General features: G+C 71.6%; 13 protein-coding genes. 7 read left to right on the top strand and 6 right to left on the bottom strand.

Annotation, left to right across the window (positions count from 1 at the left end; translation table 11 throughout):
• Nucleotides 1–5: 5 nt before the first annotated feature.
• From BJY18_RS23505 to BJY18_RS23495, 3 genes are all read right to left on the bottom strand, one after another.
• A complete protein-coding gene (locus tag BJY18_RS23505) occupies nucleotides 6–743 on the bottom strand; it encodes an SDR family oxidoreductase (RefSeq protein WP_184782009.1) in 738 nt (245 codons plus the stop codon).
• A 150-nt stretch (nucleotides 744–893) separates the two neighbouring features.
• A complete protein-coding gene (gene leuS / locus BJY18_RS23500; RefSeq protein ID WP_246458957.1) occupies nucleotides 894–3,776 on the bottom strand; it encodes a leucine--tRNA ligase in 2,883 nt (960 codons plus the stop codon).
• A 158-nt stretch (nucleotides 3,777–3,934) separates the two neighbouring features.
• Nucleotides 3,935–5,098 carry an esterase-like activity of phytase family protein gene (locus BJY18_RS23495; RefSeq protein ID WP_184782008.1) on the bottom strand — a complete coding sequence of 388 codons (1,164 nt, stop codon included), beginning with the start codon at nucleotides 5,096–5,098 and terminating at the stop codon, nucleotides 3,935–3,937.
• 65 nt (nucleotides 5,099–5,163) lie between these two features.
• Here BJY18_RS23495 and BJY18_RS23490 point away from each other — a divergent pair, with 65 nt between their 5' ends.
• On the top strand, nucleotides 5,164–5,586 hold the full coding sequence (locus BJY18_RS23490) for an SdpI family protein (RefSeq protein WP_184782007.1): 423 nt from the start codon (nucleotides 5,164–5,166) through the stop codon (nucleotides 5,584–5,586).
• A 223-nt stretch (nucleotides 5,587–5,809) separates the two neighbouring features.
• Here the strand turns inward: BJY18_RS23490 and BJY18_RS23485 are convergent, their stop codons facing one another.
• Nucleotides 5,810–6,391: a YqgE/AlgH family protein gene (locus BJY18_RS23485; protein ID WP_184784792.1), complete on the bottom strand. Its 582-nt coding sequence runs from the start codon at nucleotides 6,389–6,391 to the stop codon at nucleotides 5,810–5,812.
• A gap of 545 nt (nucleotides 6,392–6,936) precedes the next feature.
• On the opposite strand from BJY18_RS23485, the gene BJY18_RS23480 reads away from it, so the two are divergent.
• The 4 genes from BJY18_RS23480 to BJY18_RS23465 all read left to right on the top strand — a co-directional run bounded on the left by BJY18_RS23480 (nucleotide 6,937) and on the right by BJY18_RS23465 (nucleotide 12,929).
• The gene (locus tag BJY18_RS23480; protein ID WP_312873935.1) at nucleotides 6,937–7,308 is read left to right on the top strand and encodes a hypothetical protein; all 372 of its coding nucleotides are present in this window, start codon (nucleotides 6,937–6,939) and stop codon (nucleotides 7,306–7,308) included.
• Nucleotides 7,309–7,322: 14 nt separating this feature from the next.
• On the top strand, nucleotides 7,323–8,705 hold the full coding sequence (locus tag BJY18_RS23475; protein WP_312873934.1) for a TNT domain-containing protein: 1,383 nt from the start codon (nucleotides 7,323–7,325) through the stop codon (nucleotides 8,703–8,705).
• Nucleotides 8,706–10,943 (top strand): ADP-ribosylglycohydrolase family protein, encoded by a 2,238-nt coding sequence (locus BJY18_RS23470; protein WP_184782006.1) that lies wholly within the window; start codon nucleotides 8,706–8,708, stop codon nucleotides 10,941–10,943.
• An 84-nt stretch (nucleotides 10,944–11,027) separates the two neighbouring features.
• A complete protein-coding gene (locus BJY18_RS23465; protein WP_184782005.1) occupies nucleotides 11,028–12,929 on the top strand; it encodes a TNT domain-containing protein in 1,902 nt (633 codons plus the stop codon).
• Here BJY18_RS23465 and BJY18_RS23460 read toward each other — a convergent pair.
• Both BJY18_RS23460 and BJY18_RS23455 read right to left on the bottom strand, forming a co-directional pair.
• Nucleotides 12,915–13,769, bottom strand: a complete 855-nt coding sequence (locus BJY18_RS23460; protein WP_184782004.1) for a class I SAM-dependent methyltransferase — start codon at nucleotides 13,767–13,769, stop codon at nucleotides 12,915–12,917. The two genes, BJY18_RS23465 and BJY18_RS23460, sit on opposite strands and share 15 nt — an antisense overlap.
• A 69-nt stretch (nucleotides 13,770–13,838) precedes the next feature.
• Nucleotides 13,839–15,284: a CCA tRNA nucleotidyltransferase gene (locus BJY18_RS23455; protein ID WP_184782003.1), complete on the bottom strand. Its 1,446-nt coding sequence runs from the start codon at nucleotides 15,282–15,284 to the stop codon at nucleotides 13,839–13,841.
• Between the two features lie 101 nt (nucleotides 15,285–15,385).
• Between BJY18_RS23455 and BJY18_RS23450 the strand changes: the two genes are divergently transcribed.
• Complete coding sequence (locus BJY18_RS23450; RefSeq protein WP_184782002.1) at nucleotides 15,386–15,892, top strand: NUDIX hydrolase; 507 nt, start codon at nucleotides 15,386–15,388, stop codon at nucleotides 15,890–15,892.
• 14 nt (nucleotides 15,893–15,906) lie between these two features.
• Complete coding sequence (locus tag BJY18_RS23445; RefSeq protein WP_184782001.1) at nucleotides 15,907–18,084, top strand: DUF6049 family protein; 2,178 nt, start codon at nucleotides 15,907–15,909, stop codon at nucleotides 18,082–18,084.
• The last annotated feature ends 42 nt before the right edge of the window (nucleotides 18,085–18,126 follow it).

Here is an 18,126-nt window from a genome sequence, read left to right as displayed (position 1 = left end):
TTCCGCTAGGCGGCGTGCCCGCCGTCGACCGACACCGTCGCGGCCGTGACGTATGAGCTCGCCGAGGACGCCAGGAAGGCGACCGTGGCGGCGACCTCGTCCGGACGGCCGTAACGGCCGAGCGCGGTCATCGCCGCCTGATCCGCCGCGTACGGACCGTCCGCCGGGTTCATGTCGGTGTCGATCGGTCCGGGGTGCACCAGGTTCACGGTGACGCCACGCGGTGCCAGTTCCCGCGCCAGCGCCTTGGTGAAACCGGTCAGCGCGGATTTGCTCACCGCGTACAGCACCATCCCCGGCCCCGGCACGCGATCACTGACGCAGCTGCCGATCGTGATCACCCGCCCACCCTCGCCCAGGTGCGCCGCGGCGGCCTGGGTGACCGCGAAGACGCCGTGCACGTTCGCCGTGAGAACCCGGCCGACCTCCGCCAACCCGGTCTCCGCGAACGGCGCGACGTAGCCGATACCCGCGTTGTTGACCAGGATGTCGAGCCGCCCGAACTCGGCGACTGCCGCGTCCACGGCCGCCGTGACCGACGCGGAGTCGGCGTGATCGGCGGCGACGGCGAGGGCCCGCCGGCCCAGCGCCTTCACCCGGTCGACGATTTCGCCTGCGCGGTCCGCGTTGGCCACGTAGGTGAGCACGACGTCCGCGCCGTCCTCGGCGAGCCGCACCGCGGTGGCCGCGCCGATTCCCCGGCTGCCGCCGGTCACGAGCGCCACTTTGCCGTCGAGAGTCATGTCCGTCCTTTCCTGGAACCTGTACTGGTCCAAGGAAAGCGGTTCGCGACAGCCGGCACCGGCGCGTTTCGGCCGTCGCGTTCTCCGTCCACAACGGACACGGAACGGCCCGGGACCCACCACGGGATCCCGGGCCGGACACGGGGATCGCTACAGCACGATGTTGACCAGCCGGCCGGGAACGACGATCACCTTGCGCGGCGTCGTGTCGCCCACCAGCGCGGCGATCTTCTCGTCGGCCAGTGCGGCCGCCTGCACCGCGTCGCCGCCCGCGTCCGCCGGAACCGTGATGCGGGACCGGACCTTGCCGTTGACCTGGATCGGGTACTCGACCGAGTCGTCGGTCAGGTACTTCTCGTCGACCACCGGGAACGGGCCGTGCACCAGTGAGTCCGCGTGACCCAGCCGGCTCCACAGCTCCTCGGCGACGTGCGGGGCCAGCGGGGCCAGCAGCAGCACCAGCGGTTCGGCCAGCTCGCGCGGGGTCGCCGCGCCCGAACCGTAGGACTTGGTCAGGTGGTTGTTCAGCTCGATCAGCTTCGCGCCCGCGGTGTTGAACCGCATCTCCGCGTAGTCCTCCCGGACGCCGGAGATGGTGCGGTGCAACAGCTTCCGGTCGGCCTCGGTCGCCTCGTCGGCACTGACCCGCAGCTGCCCGGTCTGCTCGTCGACGACGAGGCGCCACAGCCGCTGCAGGAACCGGTGCGCGCCCACCACGTCCTTGGTCGCCCACGGCCGGGACTGCTCCAGCGGGCCCATGGACATCTCGTACAGCCGGAAGGTGTCCGCGCCGTAGGTCTGCGACATCTCGTCCGGCGTGACGACGTTCTTCAGGCTCTTGCCCATTTTCCCGTACTCCTGGTGCACCTGCTCGGCACCAAGGAAGTACTTGCCGTCCCGCTCGACGACCTCGTCGGCCGGCACGTAGACGCCGCGGTCGTCGGTATAGGCGTAGGCCTCGATGTACCCCTGGTTGAACAGCCGCCGGTAGGGCTCCTTCGAGGACACGTGCCCCAGGTCGTAGAGCACCTTGTGCCAGAACCGCGAGTACAGCAGGTGCAGCACCGCGTGTTCGACGCCGCCGACGTACAGGTCGACGCCGCCCGGGTCCTCGCCGCCGTGCTCGGCCGGGCGCGGGCCCATCCAGTACGCCTCGTTCTCCGGCGCGCAGAACACGTCCTTGCTGACCGGGTCGACGTAACGCAGCTGGTACCAGCAGGAACCGGCCCACTGCGGCATCACGTTCGTGTCGCGGCGGTACTTCTTCGGCCCGTCACCCAGGTCCAGGGTGACCTCGACCCAGTCGGTGGCGCGCGACAGCGGCGGCGACGGCTCGGAGTCGGCGTCGTCCGGGTCGAAGGTCTTCGGCGAGTAGTCGTCGACCTCCGGCAGCACCACGGGCAACTGGTCCTCCGGCAACGCGATCGGCCGGCCGGACTCGTCGTAGACGATCGGGAATGGCTCACCCCAGTACCGCTGCCGGGCGAACAGCCAGTCACGCAGCTTGTACTGCACGGTGCCCTCGCCGTGACCGTGCTCCTCCAGCCAGGCGATGATCGTCTTCTTGGCGTCCGCGACGCCCATCCCGTTCAGGCTCACCGATTCGTTGGCCGAGTTGATCGCCGGCCCCTCACCGGTGAACGCCTCGCCGTCGAAGCCCTCGCCGGGGTCGACAGTGCGGACGATGTCCAGCTCGAACAGCTTGGCGAAGTCGTAGTCGCGCTGGTCCTGCGCGGGCACCGCCATGATCGCGCCGGTGCCGTAGCCCATCAGCACGTAGTCCCCGACGAAAACCGGGATTTCCGCGCCGTTGACCGGGTTCACCGCGTACGTACCGGTGAAGACGCCGGTCTTCTCCTTGTTCTCCTGCCGGTCCAGATCGGACTTGCGGGACGCCGCGGCGCGGTAGGCCGCGATCGCCTCGGCGGGGGTCGCGGCCCCGCCGGTCCAGATTTCCGGGTGCTCGCCGGGCCACTGTGCGGCGGTCAGCTTCTCCACCAGCGGATGCTCCGGCGCGATCACCATGTAGGTGGCGCCGAACAGGGTGTCCGGCCGGGTCGTGAAGACCTCGATCCGCTCGTCGCCGGCGGCGAACGAGACCCGCGCGCCCTGCGAGCGGCCCACCCAGTTGCGCTGCATGGACTTGACCTTCTCCGGCCAGTCCAGCAGGTCCAGGTCGTCGACCAGCCGGTCGGCGTAGGCGGTGATCCGCATCATCCACTGGCGCAGGTTCTTGCGGAACACCGGGAAGTTCCCGCGGTCGCTGCGGCCGTCCGCGGTCACCTCCTCGTTCGCCACGACGGTGCCCAGCCCGGGCGCCCAGTTCACCGGCGCCTCGGAGATGTAGACCAGCCGGTGCTCGTCGATGACCTTGCGCTGCTCGACCCGGCTCAGCTCGCTCCACGGCCTGCCGTCCGGCGTCGCCCGGTCACCGGCGGCATAGGCCTTCTCCAGCTCCTCGATCGGCCGCGCCTTGCGCGCGTCCTCGTCGTAGTAGGAGTTGAAGATCTGCAGGAAGATCCACTGCGTCCAGCGGTAGTAGTCCGGGTCGATGGTCTCGATCGAGCGACGCTCGTCGTGGCCCAGCCCCAGGCGCTTCAGCTGACGGCGCATGGTGGCGATGTTCTGCTCGGTGGTCGTGCGCGGATGCGTGCCGGTCTGCACCGCGTACTGCTCGGCCGGCAGGCCGAACGCGTCGTAGCCCAGCGTGTGCAGCACGTTCCGGCCGATCATCCGGTGGTAGCGGGCGTACACGTCGGTGCCGATGTAGCCCAGCGGATGCCCGACGTGCAGGCCGGAGCCGGACGGGTAGGGGAACATGTCCTGCACGAACAGCTTGTCCGACGGAACCGGCTCGCCCTCGGCGGCGAGCGGGCCGACCGGGTTCGGCGCGTGGTAGGTGCCGTGGTCGGACCAGTGGTCCTGCCAGCGCTGTTCGATCTGCCCGGCCAGCTCCGCGGTGTAGCGGAACGGCGGAACGTGCTCGTCGCCGGTCCGGTGCTCCGCCGCGCTGGTCTCGCCTGCCGCTGTCATCGCCGTCTTCCTCCGTGTCGAGCCACTCCCAGAAACAACTCGACCCCCCAAGCCTCGAGGGCATGAGGGGTCCGCCGCGCCTGCCAGGTCCTGCCCAGCTAGCGCGGCCGGCCAAGGAGCAGCCGAGCCATGTTCACGTGGTCAGTTTAACGCCCTGGTCAAAGCCGTTCCGACGGGACCGCCACAGCGATGAGCTGGGTCACCTGCGTGGCGGAGAAGTTGTTGTCGCTCACGAAGATCAGGCTGCGCTCGCTGCCGGGCAGCGGCGGGCCCCAGGTCAGCCCCTCGATGTTGTCCACCGTGGACACGGACAGGTCGGAAAGGTCGAGCAGGAGCTTCTTCCGCACCGGCTGGACCTGCGTGGCATCGGCCAGCGACGGCGTGTGCAGCACGTTCGTGGCGCCGGTGGTGTCCACCTCGTAAACGCGGACCTTGTTGCCGACGCCGGTCACGAAGGAACGCTCCATCATGAGGAACTTCGTCGGATCGGCCTGGTCGACCGCGAGCATCGAGGAGACGCCGGTGTCGGCGAACCCGTCGGACGGCACCGGCGTGGCGAAGAGCTTCTCCTGCGGGTAGGCGTACTGCGCGAGCACCTGGCCGCCGCGAGTCTGCAGCGTCATCCGCGACAGCGCTCCCGACGTCGGCGTGGGCGGCGGACCGTCCTGCAGCAGCGGGGCCTCCACCTCGCTGGCCAGCAGCGTGCCGAAGCCGGTGTAGGCAAGCCCTTCGAGGACGTAGTTGCGGCGCGGGCCGGCGTCCGGCGTCATCCGCTCGTCGGCCGGCAGCGGCAGCTCGCGCACGTAACGGCCGTCGCGGCTCGCCTCGCGGATGGACGGCTGGATCAGGCCCGGCGGATCCGTCAGCCGGTCGCCCTCCTGCGACCACACGTAGTGCCCGGTCCACGGATCCACGCGCAGTTCTTCGGGGTCGATCGTCTGCTCGTTCTGCGGTGCGGCGGGATCGTTGCCGGTCAGCGGCGGGTAGGGCGTGCCGTCCGGACGCAGCAGCGGGTGCGTGCCGGTGAACGTGACCGGCCCGACGCCGTGCGGGCCGACCGGGAACTTCGCGGTGTAGAAGCGGGCCGGACCGATCGCGGAACGGTCGTCGCAGACGAAGGCGTATCCGCCGGTGCGCGGGTCGTAGTCGATCGACGAAAGCCCACCGACGGTGCTGCCCAGCAACTGCAGCCCGTTCGGCACGATCCGCTCGCCGAGCAGCCGGACCGGACGCTGCGCGGCATCGGCAGGGGGAGCCACGAGGAGCGCACTGACGAGGATTCCGGCGGTCGCGAGCATCCGGCGGCGGTGAGACGAAGACATGGCCTGCAGCACAGCCGATGAGGGTATCCATCACATTGCCGGGAGGTCACGCTTATCCTCGGGGAGTGTTCGCAATCGCGCTCGTCCCGATCGTGCTCGGTGCCGTCGTCGGCTGGGGTGGTTTCCTCGGCGTCCGCGAACGGCTGACCCGGGCAGGCGGAACCGGGGTCCGCACGGAGGCTTCGCTACGCAGCGAAGCTGCGTTCAAGCTGGCGAACCGGGTGGCCGGCATCCCGACCCTCACCGGTGGCGCGGCCGCCGTCGTCGCCGGACTGGCCGGGCTGGCCATGCCGGCCACCGCCGGTCTCGTCGCGGCGGCCGTCGTGGGCCTGCTTGCCCTGCTCGTGATGGTGATCGCGGGAGCCCGCCTCGGCGCCCGAGCGGCGCTCGCAGTGCCCGCGCCCGCCCCTGCCGCCCCGGCCGGCTGCAGCGGCTGCGCCTGCGGCGCGGGCGGTTGCGGAGTACTGCAGAAGTCCGCCGACGCCTGACCTCGGCTCGTGGGGCCGACCGGCTGGTCGGGCGTGCAGCGAAGGGCTTCCCGGGAAACCAGTTCCCTCGAGATCGCCTTCACGGCCATCCGCCCGTGGTCAGCGCGCGGAGCGTGGGCTCGCGGCTCGCGGTAAAGGTGCGTAACGCAGGGCTCAGAGTGCGGGAGTGCCGAGCGCGCAGGGGAGACGCGTAGCGCAGTGGCCCGGCCGCGAGCGCAGTGGCTCAGTTGCGTTGCGGGTCGCCGGGGTGGGTGGCCAGCAGCGCCACCGGTACGCCCTGGCGGCGCAGCACCTGGCCCCACAGGTCGTGGTCCGGGGACGCCAGGATGTCGCTCGGCAGGGCGGGCACGACGACCCAGTCCTCCCGCTCGATCTCGCCTGCCAGCTGGCCCGAATCCCAGCCCGCGTAGCCGGCGAACACCCGCACGCCGCGGACCTTCGGCTCCAGCGCCTCGGGATCGGTGTCCAGGTCCACCAGCGCGACCGGGCCGCGCACCGCGATCACCCCCGGCACACTCGCCGCCGTCTCCCCGGTCCGCAACGCCGCCAGGCACAACGCGGTCTTCTTCTCCACCGGCCCGCCGACGAACACCGACTGCGGATCCGCCACGTGCCCGCCCCAGCCGGGCAGCACGTCGTGCACCGGAACGTCGCTGGGCCGGTTCAGCACCACCCCGAGCGTGCCCTCGGCACGGTGATCGATCACGAACACCACGGTCCGCTTGAAGTTCGGGTCGAACATCGTGGGGGCGGCGACCAGGAGCATTCCCGGTTCGACCTCGGCGTCCGCTGGCACGCCGACAATGATCCCACCTCCCGCGACGAGAAACCCTCCCGGCACGGGAACACCAGCCCCACCTGCCTCGTTGGGAACAGTGGACCGGCGCACTTCGTGTCCCCCGGGCTCACTGAAGAACCGCCTTTGTGGACTACCGTCCGGCTGGAGCCACACTGCGCCAAGCCGCCGAGAGGCGACCGAGTGCGCTGGTCCCCCTCTTGCCGCGTCTCCCTGTCCGGTCGCCGGGGACCCGTCCTCGTGACGTGAGCGTGGCCGCCCAGGGGGACCCGTCCTCGTGAACTGAATGTGGCCGGTCACGCGGGTGATCCTTCTTGCCGATCTGAGCGTGGTCGGTGGCGGGGCAGCCTTTCGTCCTGACGTGAGTCGGCGTGCTGACACCGCCCCCGCGGTGCGGCCGGTTCCCGGTCCGCCGTGGTCGTCGTCGGGGAGGCTGCCGGGGTGGCGGTTTTTGTCGGGATGGTGAGTGTGCGGATTCGCTGGCGCAAACCGTTGGGGCGAGAGCGGGTCGTAACCGGCTGTTCGGCCTTAGGGTGATTATGTAACCCGACCGAGTGAGTGAACTCAGTGAACCGACACCGGGGGTCATCGTGACTACTGCCGGCGACGATCGCGGCCGTTTTGACGTCGCACCTGCCGTCCTGACCTCGCCGGACGGTCTGGTCCGCGCGACCTCGGGCGGCACCGGCGCGCTCGGCCGGCTCGAGTTCGCCCCGGACACCTTCGAGCGCACCACACCGGCGCAGCTCGCGTTCACCGTGCAGGCGCTGGTACAGCAGCTGGCCGAAGTCCCGGAGCGGTCCGAATCGCCGGAGCGGCCCGAGGCCCTGACGCACCCGGCGCACCCGATGCCCGCCCCCCGGCCGACGCCACGCCGGGTGCGGCCGCGGGGAGCCCTGCCGCAGAACCGCCGCCGCGGCTCCTGAACCCACCGAATCCCGTGGAACCGACGCTCACCGAGAGCGAGCAGCAGGCTCTGCTCGTCGAGATCGGCCGGCTCGTGCGCGACCGGCGGCCCGAGCCCGCCGCGCCGGCCGGGATCGGCTTCGCCCAGGTCGGCGATCACCTCGAGGTCCGGCCGGGCAACACCGAGGCGGACCTCGAGATCACCCGCCGGTTCACCGCGTTGCGCGCCGGCATGTACCGCCAGGGCCTCGGCACCTGGCTGCAGGCCCGGTTCGTGCTCGCGCCGGACGGCTCGTTCGACTTCGACTACTTCTCCGACGTCGATCCGCCCTGGACGACCCCGCCCGCGCCGGACACCTACCGCGACGAGCTGACCACGTTCCCTCGCGACGACGAGTACATCCCGGACTGGTGGCGGCTGCGCGCCGGTCTTCCGCTCGGCCTCGAGTTCCGCCACGCCCACCCCGCCGCCGACGGGGAGCAGCGCCCGGCACTGGCCACCGGCGAACTCCCGCTCGTGCTGCAGTACCTGGAGCGCGAGGCCGAGGCCGGCGACAGGCACCGGACCGACGGCACCTGGATCTGGCCGGTCGAGGTGACCGAACAGCTGCGCCGGCACGGCATCCCACCCGAGCCCGAGCTCGTCGCGCACATCCGCGACCTGGGCTTCCAGCCGCCACACGTGGCGCACCTGCTGCGCCGGACCGCCGAGGCCGACCTCGCCGGCCGTCCGCGTCCCCGGCCCGAACCGGCCGACCTGGAGCCGACCGGTGCCGACGTGGCCGCCGAACTGGAGACCGACCCCGATCCGGTACTCGACGACGACCAGCTGCTGGCGCTGCTCGAACACCGGCTCGGCTCGTTCGGCGTCTGGCCGCAGGCCTACCGGCTCGGCGACCGCGTGGCCGGAGTCTGGAGTCTCGAGGAGGACGCGTCCGGCTGGGCCGTGACGTCGCCGGACGGCACCGGCCGGCACTTCCCGGACCTGACCACGGCCGCGCAGCAGCTGCTCGGTGCGCTGCTGATGCACCCGGCCCGGGCCACCGGCGGGCGGGAAACCCCGCTGGAGACGGCGAAGGAACTCGCCGACTGGCCCGTCCAGCCCGTGCCGGGTGACCCTCCCCTCACGCTGCTGCGGAACAAGAGACCCACCCGGTTGGCGGCAGGTACCGTCGTCCTGCGATTCGGGGAGGAACCCGGGAACCTGGTTCACCTGCGCGGGGTACGGTTCGCCACGACGTCACTGCCACTCGAACGAGAGCGAGTGACCAGCACTTTCCGGCTCCGGCGGTCACTGCACGTCATCACCGGCGTCACGGTGCCCTGGGCGAACCTGCCGGGTGGCGCGGTGGCCTACGTACTGCCCAAGCCGATCGCGGAGCACGAGTCCGACGGAAGCCTGGAGAGGATCGAGTAGGTGGAAGCGGCGGAAGCGATGGACAAGGTCGGCAAGTGGTTGCAGGCCGTGCACGGCCCCACGGTCGCCGGCCCCGGTGGCCTGCGCGTCGACCACGCCCGCGTGCTGCGGGTGCCGGAAGGCTGGTCGATCCCCTACAACACCGTCGCCTTCCTCGACGACGGGCGGCCGGACAAGGAACTCTTCCCGCCGCCCGCGGTGCTCGTCCGCGAACCCGACGGTGAGCTGCGCCAGGCACATCCGAACCCGGGCGGGCTCAGCACCCCGGTGGCCTACCCCGGGCAGGAGAGCTGGCGCGAGGTCGTGGACCCGGAGTACGTGAAGGCCGGGTTCGGCGAGCTGGGCGTGCCGCTGCCCGCGGTCGCCGGCTGGGTGAAGGTGGACAACGACGGCCAGCAGACCGGTGACGAACGGGAGAACCCGCAGTACCGGGCGGGGCCGATCCGCCGCGGCTACCCGAAGCCGGAGAACACCCTGGAAACCCTGCTGGCGTTCGCGAGCGTCGGCTGGCTTTCCCGCGAGCAGCTGCTGATCGGGCTGCTGCGCTGCGAGGTGTTCGTGCCGCTGGACGTCACGACCGGTTCGACCGACCGGTTCTACTTCTCCGAGGAACGCAACGAGCTGCGGGTGTTCAGCTCGACGCGGCACCTGCCCGCGCGCGAACACGCCTGGTGGCACGTGGACCTGGCCACGCTCGCCGAGTTCGAGCATCCGCCGAACCTGGTGATCAACGGCGGTCCGGCCACCTTCGAGGACGTCACCGGTGCCGAACTCGCGGACGTCGCCCAGCGCTTCCCCCGCGGCGAACCGCGGGTCGACCGGCACGGCCGCTGCCCGGAGGCGGAGCGGGAACTGGAAACCCTCGCCGCGGACACCGCGGAGCGGATGGGACTGACCGCACCGGTGGAACTGCCCACGACCGGCGCGGAACGAGCCCGGCGGCACGGTTTCGAGCTCACCGCCGAGGAATGCCGCAAGACGGTCATCGGCCAGTCCTGGCTCCGGCGTCTCGAGCATCCCGAGCCACCACGCAGCAAGCCGAACGACCTGAGCGCCAACGGCCTGGCCCCGTCCTGGGACAACGACGGGCGCGTCGTGCCGCGGCTGGACACCTTCGGCAAGTACCCGCTGCCGGAGCTGGAGAACTTCCGCTACGGCTGGCAGCGCGTGGCCGGGGCGTACGCCGGGTTCGCGCTCGGCGAAGCGCTGGGCACGGCGGTGGACCGGCTCCGGCTCGACGAGATCGTCGCGCGGTTCGGCCCGGACGGCGTCACCGGACCACCGGTCGCGTTCGACCAGCCCGGCCGCATCGGCTCGCTGACCCAGCGGCTGCTGTTCTACACCGAGGCGGTGATCCGCAGCCCGCACCGGGAACAGCCGGAGTCACGCGAGGTCGAGAAGCTCTTCCCCGGCGTCGTGCGCGGGGCGCTGCTGCGCTGGCTGCACACCCAGGGCGCGCCGCTGGAGAACACCGACGGCTGGCTGGTGAAGGTGCCCGAGCTGCACGTCCGGCGCGGCGCCGACGACGCCGAGCTCAACGCCTACCACGCGCTGGTCACGCGGGCGCCGCAGGCGAGTCCGATGAGCGGGCCTGCCGCGCTGGTCGGGGCGCTGCCCGCGGTGCTCACCGCGGCCGGGCCCGGCACCGGGTTCAGCGGCGGGATCGGCCAGGTGGTACGGGATCTGGTCGCCGTGACGCATCGGCAGGAGGACGATCTGGCCGCGGCCGGCTACCTGGCCTGGCTGTTCGAGCACGCGCTGACCAAGGATTCGTTCAGTTACCCGGTGTGGAACCTGTCCCGCGAGGTCCTCGATGAGCATCCGCAGTCCGGTCCGGAGTGGGACGCGGTACGCGCGATGGTGGAGGAGGCGGTGCCGTTCTTCGGCGAACACGGGCTGCCGGACCTGCGGATGCCGGAACTGATCGGGGACGGGCACACCACCCTGTCCGTGCTCGGCCGCGCGTTCGCCGCGCTGTCCGGGTTCGAGAATTATCCGGAACAGGCGTTGCTGCGCGGGGTGAACCACTCCGGACGCAGCGCGCTCACCGGGGCGCTCACCGGGGCGCTGCTCGGCGCCAGGGTCGGCATCGCGGGCCTGCCGGCCCCGTGGATCGACCAGCTGGAGCTGCGCCACCTGATCGAACAGCTGGCCACCGACGCGCTGTGGCACTTCGACCGCCGCTCGGCACTGCAGCAGCTCGGTGCGACGTGGTCGCAGCGTTACCCCCGGCACTGACCGAGATCACCCGACCGGGCAGGAAACGGCGGTCTCGGCTAAGTTCGGTGCCGCTCATGCGGGGGATTTCGGGGAGGAAGCGGAGTGCGTTACCGGGTTGAGGCAAGCGAACGCCCTGACGGCCTGTACGTCACGCTGGACGACCGCACGTTCGCGGCCCAGCGTTCGACCACCGACGGGACGCTGCTGCTCACCGTACTGCCGGGCGAGGAAGCACCCGAGGGCTTCGACCGCGAGCACGAGGGCCGCCCGGCCCGCGTAGTGCTCGCGAACGAGGTGCCGGCGCCGTTCGACCTGCGCAGTCATGGCGAGTACGAGGACGAGCTGTTCGAGGTCGCGCCGGGCGCCGGGACCGAGCTGACGCTGCGCTGGACCCGGCACGATCCGGTGCGGGCCGCCCAGCTCGGGCTCACCGAGTTCTCGGTGACGGTGCCGACGAAGCAGCTGACCGGGCTGTGGCAGACCCGCCACGACTACGCGGAACCGAAGCCGGAGACGGCCGGCGGCGACCACGCCAAGCTGCTGCGTGCGATCGGCCGCGGCCTGCGCACGGTGCCCGGTGGCTGGACCAAGGTCGCCGCGCAGTTCCGACAGGTCGGCGACTACTCCGAGCTCGAGGTGCGCGCGATCGGCGACGAGAACGGCCCGGTGTCGGTGGCGCTGGCCGCCCCGCCGCGGCTCAGCTCGCTGTTCGCGCGACTGCGCGCGGCGATGTACCAGCCGGAGACCGGCACCTGGTTCCAGGGCACCTTCACCCTCGACAACGAATCGCAGTTCGACTTCGACTTCGACGCCGACCGGGAGCCGGACTGGCGGCTGCCGCCGAACGACGGCGGACGTCCGGCGCCGCAGTCCTACCAGATCGAGCTGGCCCGGTTCCCCCGTACGCCGAAGCAGCTGCCGGAGTGGCTCGCGACCAGGGCCGGGCTGCCGATCGACCTCGTCTTCCGGCAGGCTCGCGTGGTCGACGGGCACAACGAGGGGGAGCGGCCGGTCGTCAACCGGCCGCCGGTGCCGCCGGACCAGGTGCGCGGCGTACTCGACTACCTGTTCCGCTCGCCGGTCGTGCTGCACCGGCCGGCCCCGCAGCCGGACCTGTTCGCCCCGCCCGGCGCACCGCCGGACGTGCCGCAGGCCTTCCACACCGACGGCACCTGGATCTGGCCCGCCGCGGTGCCGCACTACCTGCGCAAGTACGGCGTTCCGCCGGAGCCGGAGCTGGTCGAGCACATCCGCGCGGCCGGGTTCCGCCCGCCGCTGGTCCGCGAACTGGTGCGGGCCAGTGCCGAGGCGGACGTGCTCGGACGGCCTCGGCCACCGCGGTCGGAGGCCGAGCTGCCGGACACCAGCCCGCTCGCCCGTGCGCTGCGCGAGGGTGATCCGAGCCGGCCGCTGCGTGCGGCCGAGACGTTGACGGTGCTGCAGCAGCGGCTCACCGAGTACGGCGTTCCGGCGTCGGCGTACCGGATCGGCGCGAACGAGGTGCCCGCCGACGGCGTGTGGACGCTGCGCCGGGCCGACAACCGCTGGGAGGTCTCCCGTCCGCCGTCGGTGGAGCCGATCGCGTTCGGCACGCTCGCCGAGGCGGCGCGGTACCTGCTCGGCACGCTGCTGATGCTGCCGACCGCCGCCGACGGAGCCGAATCCGACCAGCCCGCCGACTGGCCGATCCTGCCGCTGCGCGGCGAGCCGCCGCTGTCGTTCTACCGCAGCAAGCGCCTGGTCGCGCTGCCCGCGGGAACCACCGTCGTCCGGTTCGGCGGGGACAAGGGGAACCTCGTGCACGCGGCGGGCACGCGGTTCGTCGAGACCTCGCTGACCGCGGACCGGGAACGCGAGCGGCACGAATACCGCGTGCAACGCACGATCCGGGTGCTCACCGGGGTGACCGCGCCGTGGGGTCCGCAGCCCGGCGGCGCCACCGCGTACCTGCTGCCGCGGCCGATCGCACAGCACGTGGAGGCGGGGGCGCTAGCCCGGCTGTGAACCGCGGGCGGTGATCAGGACCGCGGGCGACCACCAGTAGTCCACGAGCGGGGTCACGGTCACGTCGGTGAACCCCGCGGTGTCCAGCTGCGCGGCCCAGTCCGCCGCCGGGTGTTCCCAGTTCGTCCGGTCCGCACCGGCCACCAGGCCGAGCAGCACGGGCAGCAGGAAGCCTTGGGCGACAAGGGAAGCCTGGTCGCCGTACTCGGCGACGCCGCGTTCGTACCGCTCGGCCAGCGAACGCAGGTGCGCGGGAGATCCCTCGTCGTACGCCGGCACGTCGAATTCGGCCAGCAGCAGCCGCTCGGTCCGCGGGCACAGTGAGCGCAGTACGTCCGCGCGATCGTCCGGCCGGATCGACTGCAGGGCGAACGTCGACTGCGCAAGGTTCCACGTGGAACCATGCGTCGCGAGGAAGCCCTGCGCGGTCGTCGCAAAGCGTTGCGCCCCAGGTACTTCGGCCTGGTCGAGCAGTGCTTCGGACGGTTCGACGAGGTCGATCCGCGCCGGCCGGAACCGCGCGCGTGACAACGCGGGGACGACCGCCAGTCCGTCACCACACCCGAGGTCCAGCAGCGCGTCCGGGCGCAGTCGGTCGTACCGCGCGGCCAGTTCGTCGCTCAACCGCTCGTAGAGCGGCACGTTGCCACCGCCGCGGATGAACGCGGTGAACCCGGCCGGCTGGTCGTACACCGGACCCGAGCCTGCGGAGCCGAGGTAGGTCGCCAGCTCGGCGCCGAGCCGTGTTCCGGACTGTCCGGCGAGCTCGGCGGCCCCCGCGGTGTCCCCGGCGCGGAAGGTGGCCAGCGCCCCGGCAACCCCGGTCAGAACAGCACCCACGTCATCCTCGTTCCGCCATCCGGACCAGCACCGGCCTGTCCCGGCAGTTCCCGCACGTCGCCGTGGAACTCAGCCGGCCGGGGTGATGCCCTCCGCCGCGGCCCACTTCCTCAGCTCGGCCACCGCCTCTTCGTGCTCCAGCGGGCCGCGGTCCAGCCGCAGCTCCTTGAGGAACTTCCAGGCACGCCCGACCTGCGGGCCCGGCGCCAAGCCGAGCAGCCGCATGATCTCGTTGCCGTCGAGGTCCGGGCGGACCCGGTTCAGGTCCTCCTGCTCCCGGATCCGCACGATGCGTGCCTCGAGATCGTCGTAGGTCGCCTGCAGCGCGGCCGCCTTGCGCCGGTTGCGCGTGGTGCAGTCGGCGCGGACGAGCTTGTGCAGCCGGGTCAGCAGCTCACCGGCGTCGGTCACGTAACGACGCACCGCCGAATCGGTCCACTCGCCACCGCCGTAGCCGTGGAACCGCAGGTGCAGGAACACCAGCTGGGAGACCGCCTCCACGATCTCCTTCGAGTACTTCAACGCCCGCAAACGCTTGCGCGCCATCCGGGCACCGACCACCTCGTGGTGGTGGAAGCTGACGCCACCGCCCGGCTGGAACTCGCGCGTGGCCGGCTTGCCCACGTCGTGCAGCAGCGCCGCGAGCCGCAACACCAGATCCGGCTCCGACGCCGGTTCGTGCCGCCGCTCCAGGTCGATCGCCTGCGCGAGCACGGTGAGCGAATGCTGGTAGACGTCCTTGTGCTGGTGGTGCTCGTCGATCGCGAGCCGCATCCCCGGCAGTTCGGGCAGCACGTGGTCGGCCAGCCCGGTGTCCACCAGCAGCTCCAGACCCGGCCGCGGATCGTCGGCGAGCAGCAGCTTGGACAGCTCCGCCTGCACCCGCTCGGCGGTGATCCGCTCGATCTCCCCTGCCATCGACGTCATCGCCTCCACCACCCGCGGCGCGGGGGTGAAGCCGAGCTGGGCGGAGAACCGCGCGGCACGCATCATCCGGAGCGGATCGTCGGCGAACGACTCCTGCGGCGTCGCGGGCGTGTCGAGCACCCGCAGCCGCAGCGCGTCCATCCCGTCGTGCGGATCGATGAACGTCTTCGTGACCAGGTCGATGGCCATCGCGTTGACGGTGAAGTCGCGGCGCAGCAGGTCGCCTTCGATGGTGTCGCCGAAGGTGACCTCCGGATTGCGGCCCACCCGGTCGTAGCTGTCCGCGCGAAACGTGGTGATCTCGAGGGTCATGCCGTTCTTGGTGACCCCGACCGTGCCGAACGCGATGCCGACGTCCCAGACCGCGTCTCCCCATTCGCTGACGATCCCCAGCACCCGGTCCGGCCGGGCGTCGGTGGTGAAGTCGAGATCGGCCGAGAGCCGCCCGAGCAGCGCGTCACGCACGCTGCCGCCGACGAGGTAGAGGCTGTGGCCGGCACGGGCGAACCGCTCCGCCAGCTCGTCGGCCAGAGGAGACACTCGCATCAGTTCCGTCACCGCGTTCTGCTGGGCGACCAGGTTGCTCACTTGAATCCCACCACGAAATGGGCACCACTACTACGGGCACCGGCGGACACGGACACGGAGAGCCAGAGTACCCGGGCAACCGGTTGCTCTAGCATCGCAGCATGTCTGGATCTGCCGGCCGCGCCGGAGCGCCGAAGCCGCGCAGGCGGCGCAGGCACCGGCGCGGCAGGCGGCTGACCACGGTCGACGAGACCTCGGCAGGCGGACTGGTGCTGGACGCCGACCGGGAACACGCGGTGCTGATCGGCCGGCTGGACCGGCACGGCAGACTGCTGTGGTCATTGCCGAAGGGGCACATCGAGGACGGTGAGACGGTGGAGCAGACCGCGGTGCGCGAGGTGAAGGAGGAAACCGGCATCTCAGCACGCGTACTGCGCCCGCTGGGCACCATCGACTACTGGTTCGTGGCCCAGCAGCGGCGGGTGCACAAGACCGTGCACCACTTCCTGCTCGAGTCGACCGGCGGTGCGCTCTCCGACGAGGACGTCGAGGTCACCGAGGTCGCCTGGGTACGGCTGGCCGAGCTGGAGACCACCCTCGCCTACGCGGACGAGCGCAAGCTGGTCCGCAAGGCGGGAGAACTGCTCGCCCCCGACGAGCTCGCCTGAGAGGGAGCACCCGAGTGAAGCGGCCCGCCGCCTTCTTGCTGTCCTTGCTGGTCCTCGCCGCTGCCGCGTTGTTCGGCACGCCCGCGGGGGCGCAGGAGGAGCCGTCCACGCAGTCGCCGCGGCTGCGGATCGACCTCGGCCGGCTGAGCCCGCGCCTGATCACCGGATCCAGCACGCAGCTGCAGGTGTCGGGCACGGTGACCAACATCGGTGACCGCCGGATCGACCGTCCGCAGGTCCGGCTCCAGGTCGGCGACCGGGTCGGCGGGACGCGGGCGATGTCCGGCATCCTGAACGGCGAGCCGGTGCAGGACAGCCCGCTCACCGAGTTCAGCACGCTCAGCGAATCGCTGGAGCCCGGCCAGAGCGCCCGGCTCGACGTACGGGTGCCGCTCACCGGCGAACGGGCCGCGCACTTCTCCCTTCCCGGCGTCTACCCGCTGCTGGTGAACGTGAACGGCACGCCGGAGTTCGGCGGCACCGCCCGGCTCGCCGCGGTGAGCCTGCTGATGCCGGTGCTGTCCTCGCCGGGACAGGACGGTTCGCCGACCGCCCGGCACGCCAAGGTCACCATGTTGTGGCCGATCGCCGACGACGCGAATCACGTCTCTTCGGCCGCCTACGGCACCCGGCTGAACCTCACCGACGATTCGCTCGCGCGGGAGCTGAGCCCGACCGGACGGCTGTACTCGCTGGTGTCGGCTGCGCGCGCGGCGGAGTCGAACGGGAAGATCGCCGGCTCGCTGTGTTTCGCGATCGACCCCGATCTGCTGCGGACCGTCGACACGATGAGCCGCGGCTACCTCGCCGCCGGTTCGCCCGGCAAGGGCGCGGCCGCGGCGGGCGACTGGCTGAGCTCGCTGCGTGCGCTGGTCAAGGACCGCTGCGTGGTGCCGATGCCGTACGGCGACGCCGATCTGACCACCCTCGGCAAGGTGCGCGACGCGGAGGGCAACCCCGACACCGGGCTGATGACCACCGCGCTCAGCGGCGCCACGACGATCAGGGACATGCTCGACGTCGAGCCGGAGACCGGCGTGTTGTGGCCCGGTGGCCCGCTGGACGACCAGGCGCTGTCCGCCGCGTCCGAGGCCGGTTACCGCACGGTGCTCACCGACGGGTCCCAGCTGCGGTCGAGCCGCGATGCCGAGAACGTCAGCGGTGCGGTGACGCTGCCCGGCGGCGTGCGGGCGCAGCCGTCGAACGGGATCATCGCGAGCGCGCTCGCCGGGTTCGCTCCCGGGCCGCAGGCGCCGACCACGGTCAGCGGCGCGGCACAGCGCGCGGTCGCCACCCAGAACGGGCTCGCCGCGATCGCGTTCGAGGCCGGGCTCGGCCGTCCCGAGGCGGCGAACGGTGCCAGCCTGCTGGTCGCGCCGCCGCGGCGGTGGACCGTGCCGACCGACGAGCTGAACGCCTTCCTCCGCGGTCTCGGCGAGCTGACCGACAGCGAGGTCACCACCGAATCGTCGCTGTCGCAGCTGCTGCGGACCGAGCCGACCGGGTCCGCGTCCTTCGCCACCGACCAGCGGAACCCGTCCGGCGCCGGGCGCGCCGCGGTCGCCGATCAGCTCTCCGAACTCGACCGGCGGGCGGCCGGGCTGATGTCGGCGATGCGGGCGGACATCACCAACCGGGTCGAGCCGAAGGCGATCGTGGAGCCGGTGCGCGACGCGCTGGTCCGCGGCAGCTCGGCCGCGCTGGACCCGCCGTCCCCGCTGGCCGCGGGGGCGAACGCGAACGCCGAGCTCAGCGCCATCCGCGACCAGGTCACCGTCGAACAGCCGCGGCAGACGATCGCGCTCGCGTCCGGCGCGTCGCCGCTGCCGGTGTATGTGAACAACGAGCTGCCGGTCGGCATCGACGCGCAGATCGCGCTCACCAACAACGTGGGCATCCGGCCGGAGGCGGCACAGGCGCAGAACCGGTTCTTCCCGGCCAAGGGCGGCAAAACGGAATACCTCCAGATCGAGGCGCTGCGCGCGGGCAGGCTCAGCGTCGATGTGTCCTTGACCACCCCGGTGGGAACGACGCTGGGTTCCACCGCACGCTTCGAGCTGACCTCGACCGAGTACGGCCCGATCACGATCATCGTCACCGTCGTCGCTGGTTGCGCGCTGCTCCTGCTGGCGTCTCGGCGCATCTACCGGCGGGTGAAGGAGAGTCGGGCGGCACGCGGCCGTTCGGGCTGACCTCCCGGCGGGCCGGGTGCGCCCGCCCGTTCCCGATTACCC

Source organism: Amycolatopsis jiangsuensis (genome assembly GCF_014204865.1).
Lineage (GTDB): Bacteria > Actinomycetota > Actinomycetes > Mycobacteriales > Pseudonocardiaceae > Amycolatopsis > Amycolatopsis jiangsuensis.
Note: the sequence above shows the minus strand (reverse complement) of the source record. Positions and strands in the feature narration are given on the sequence as shown.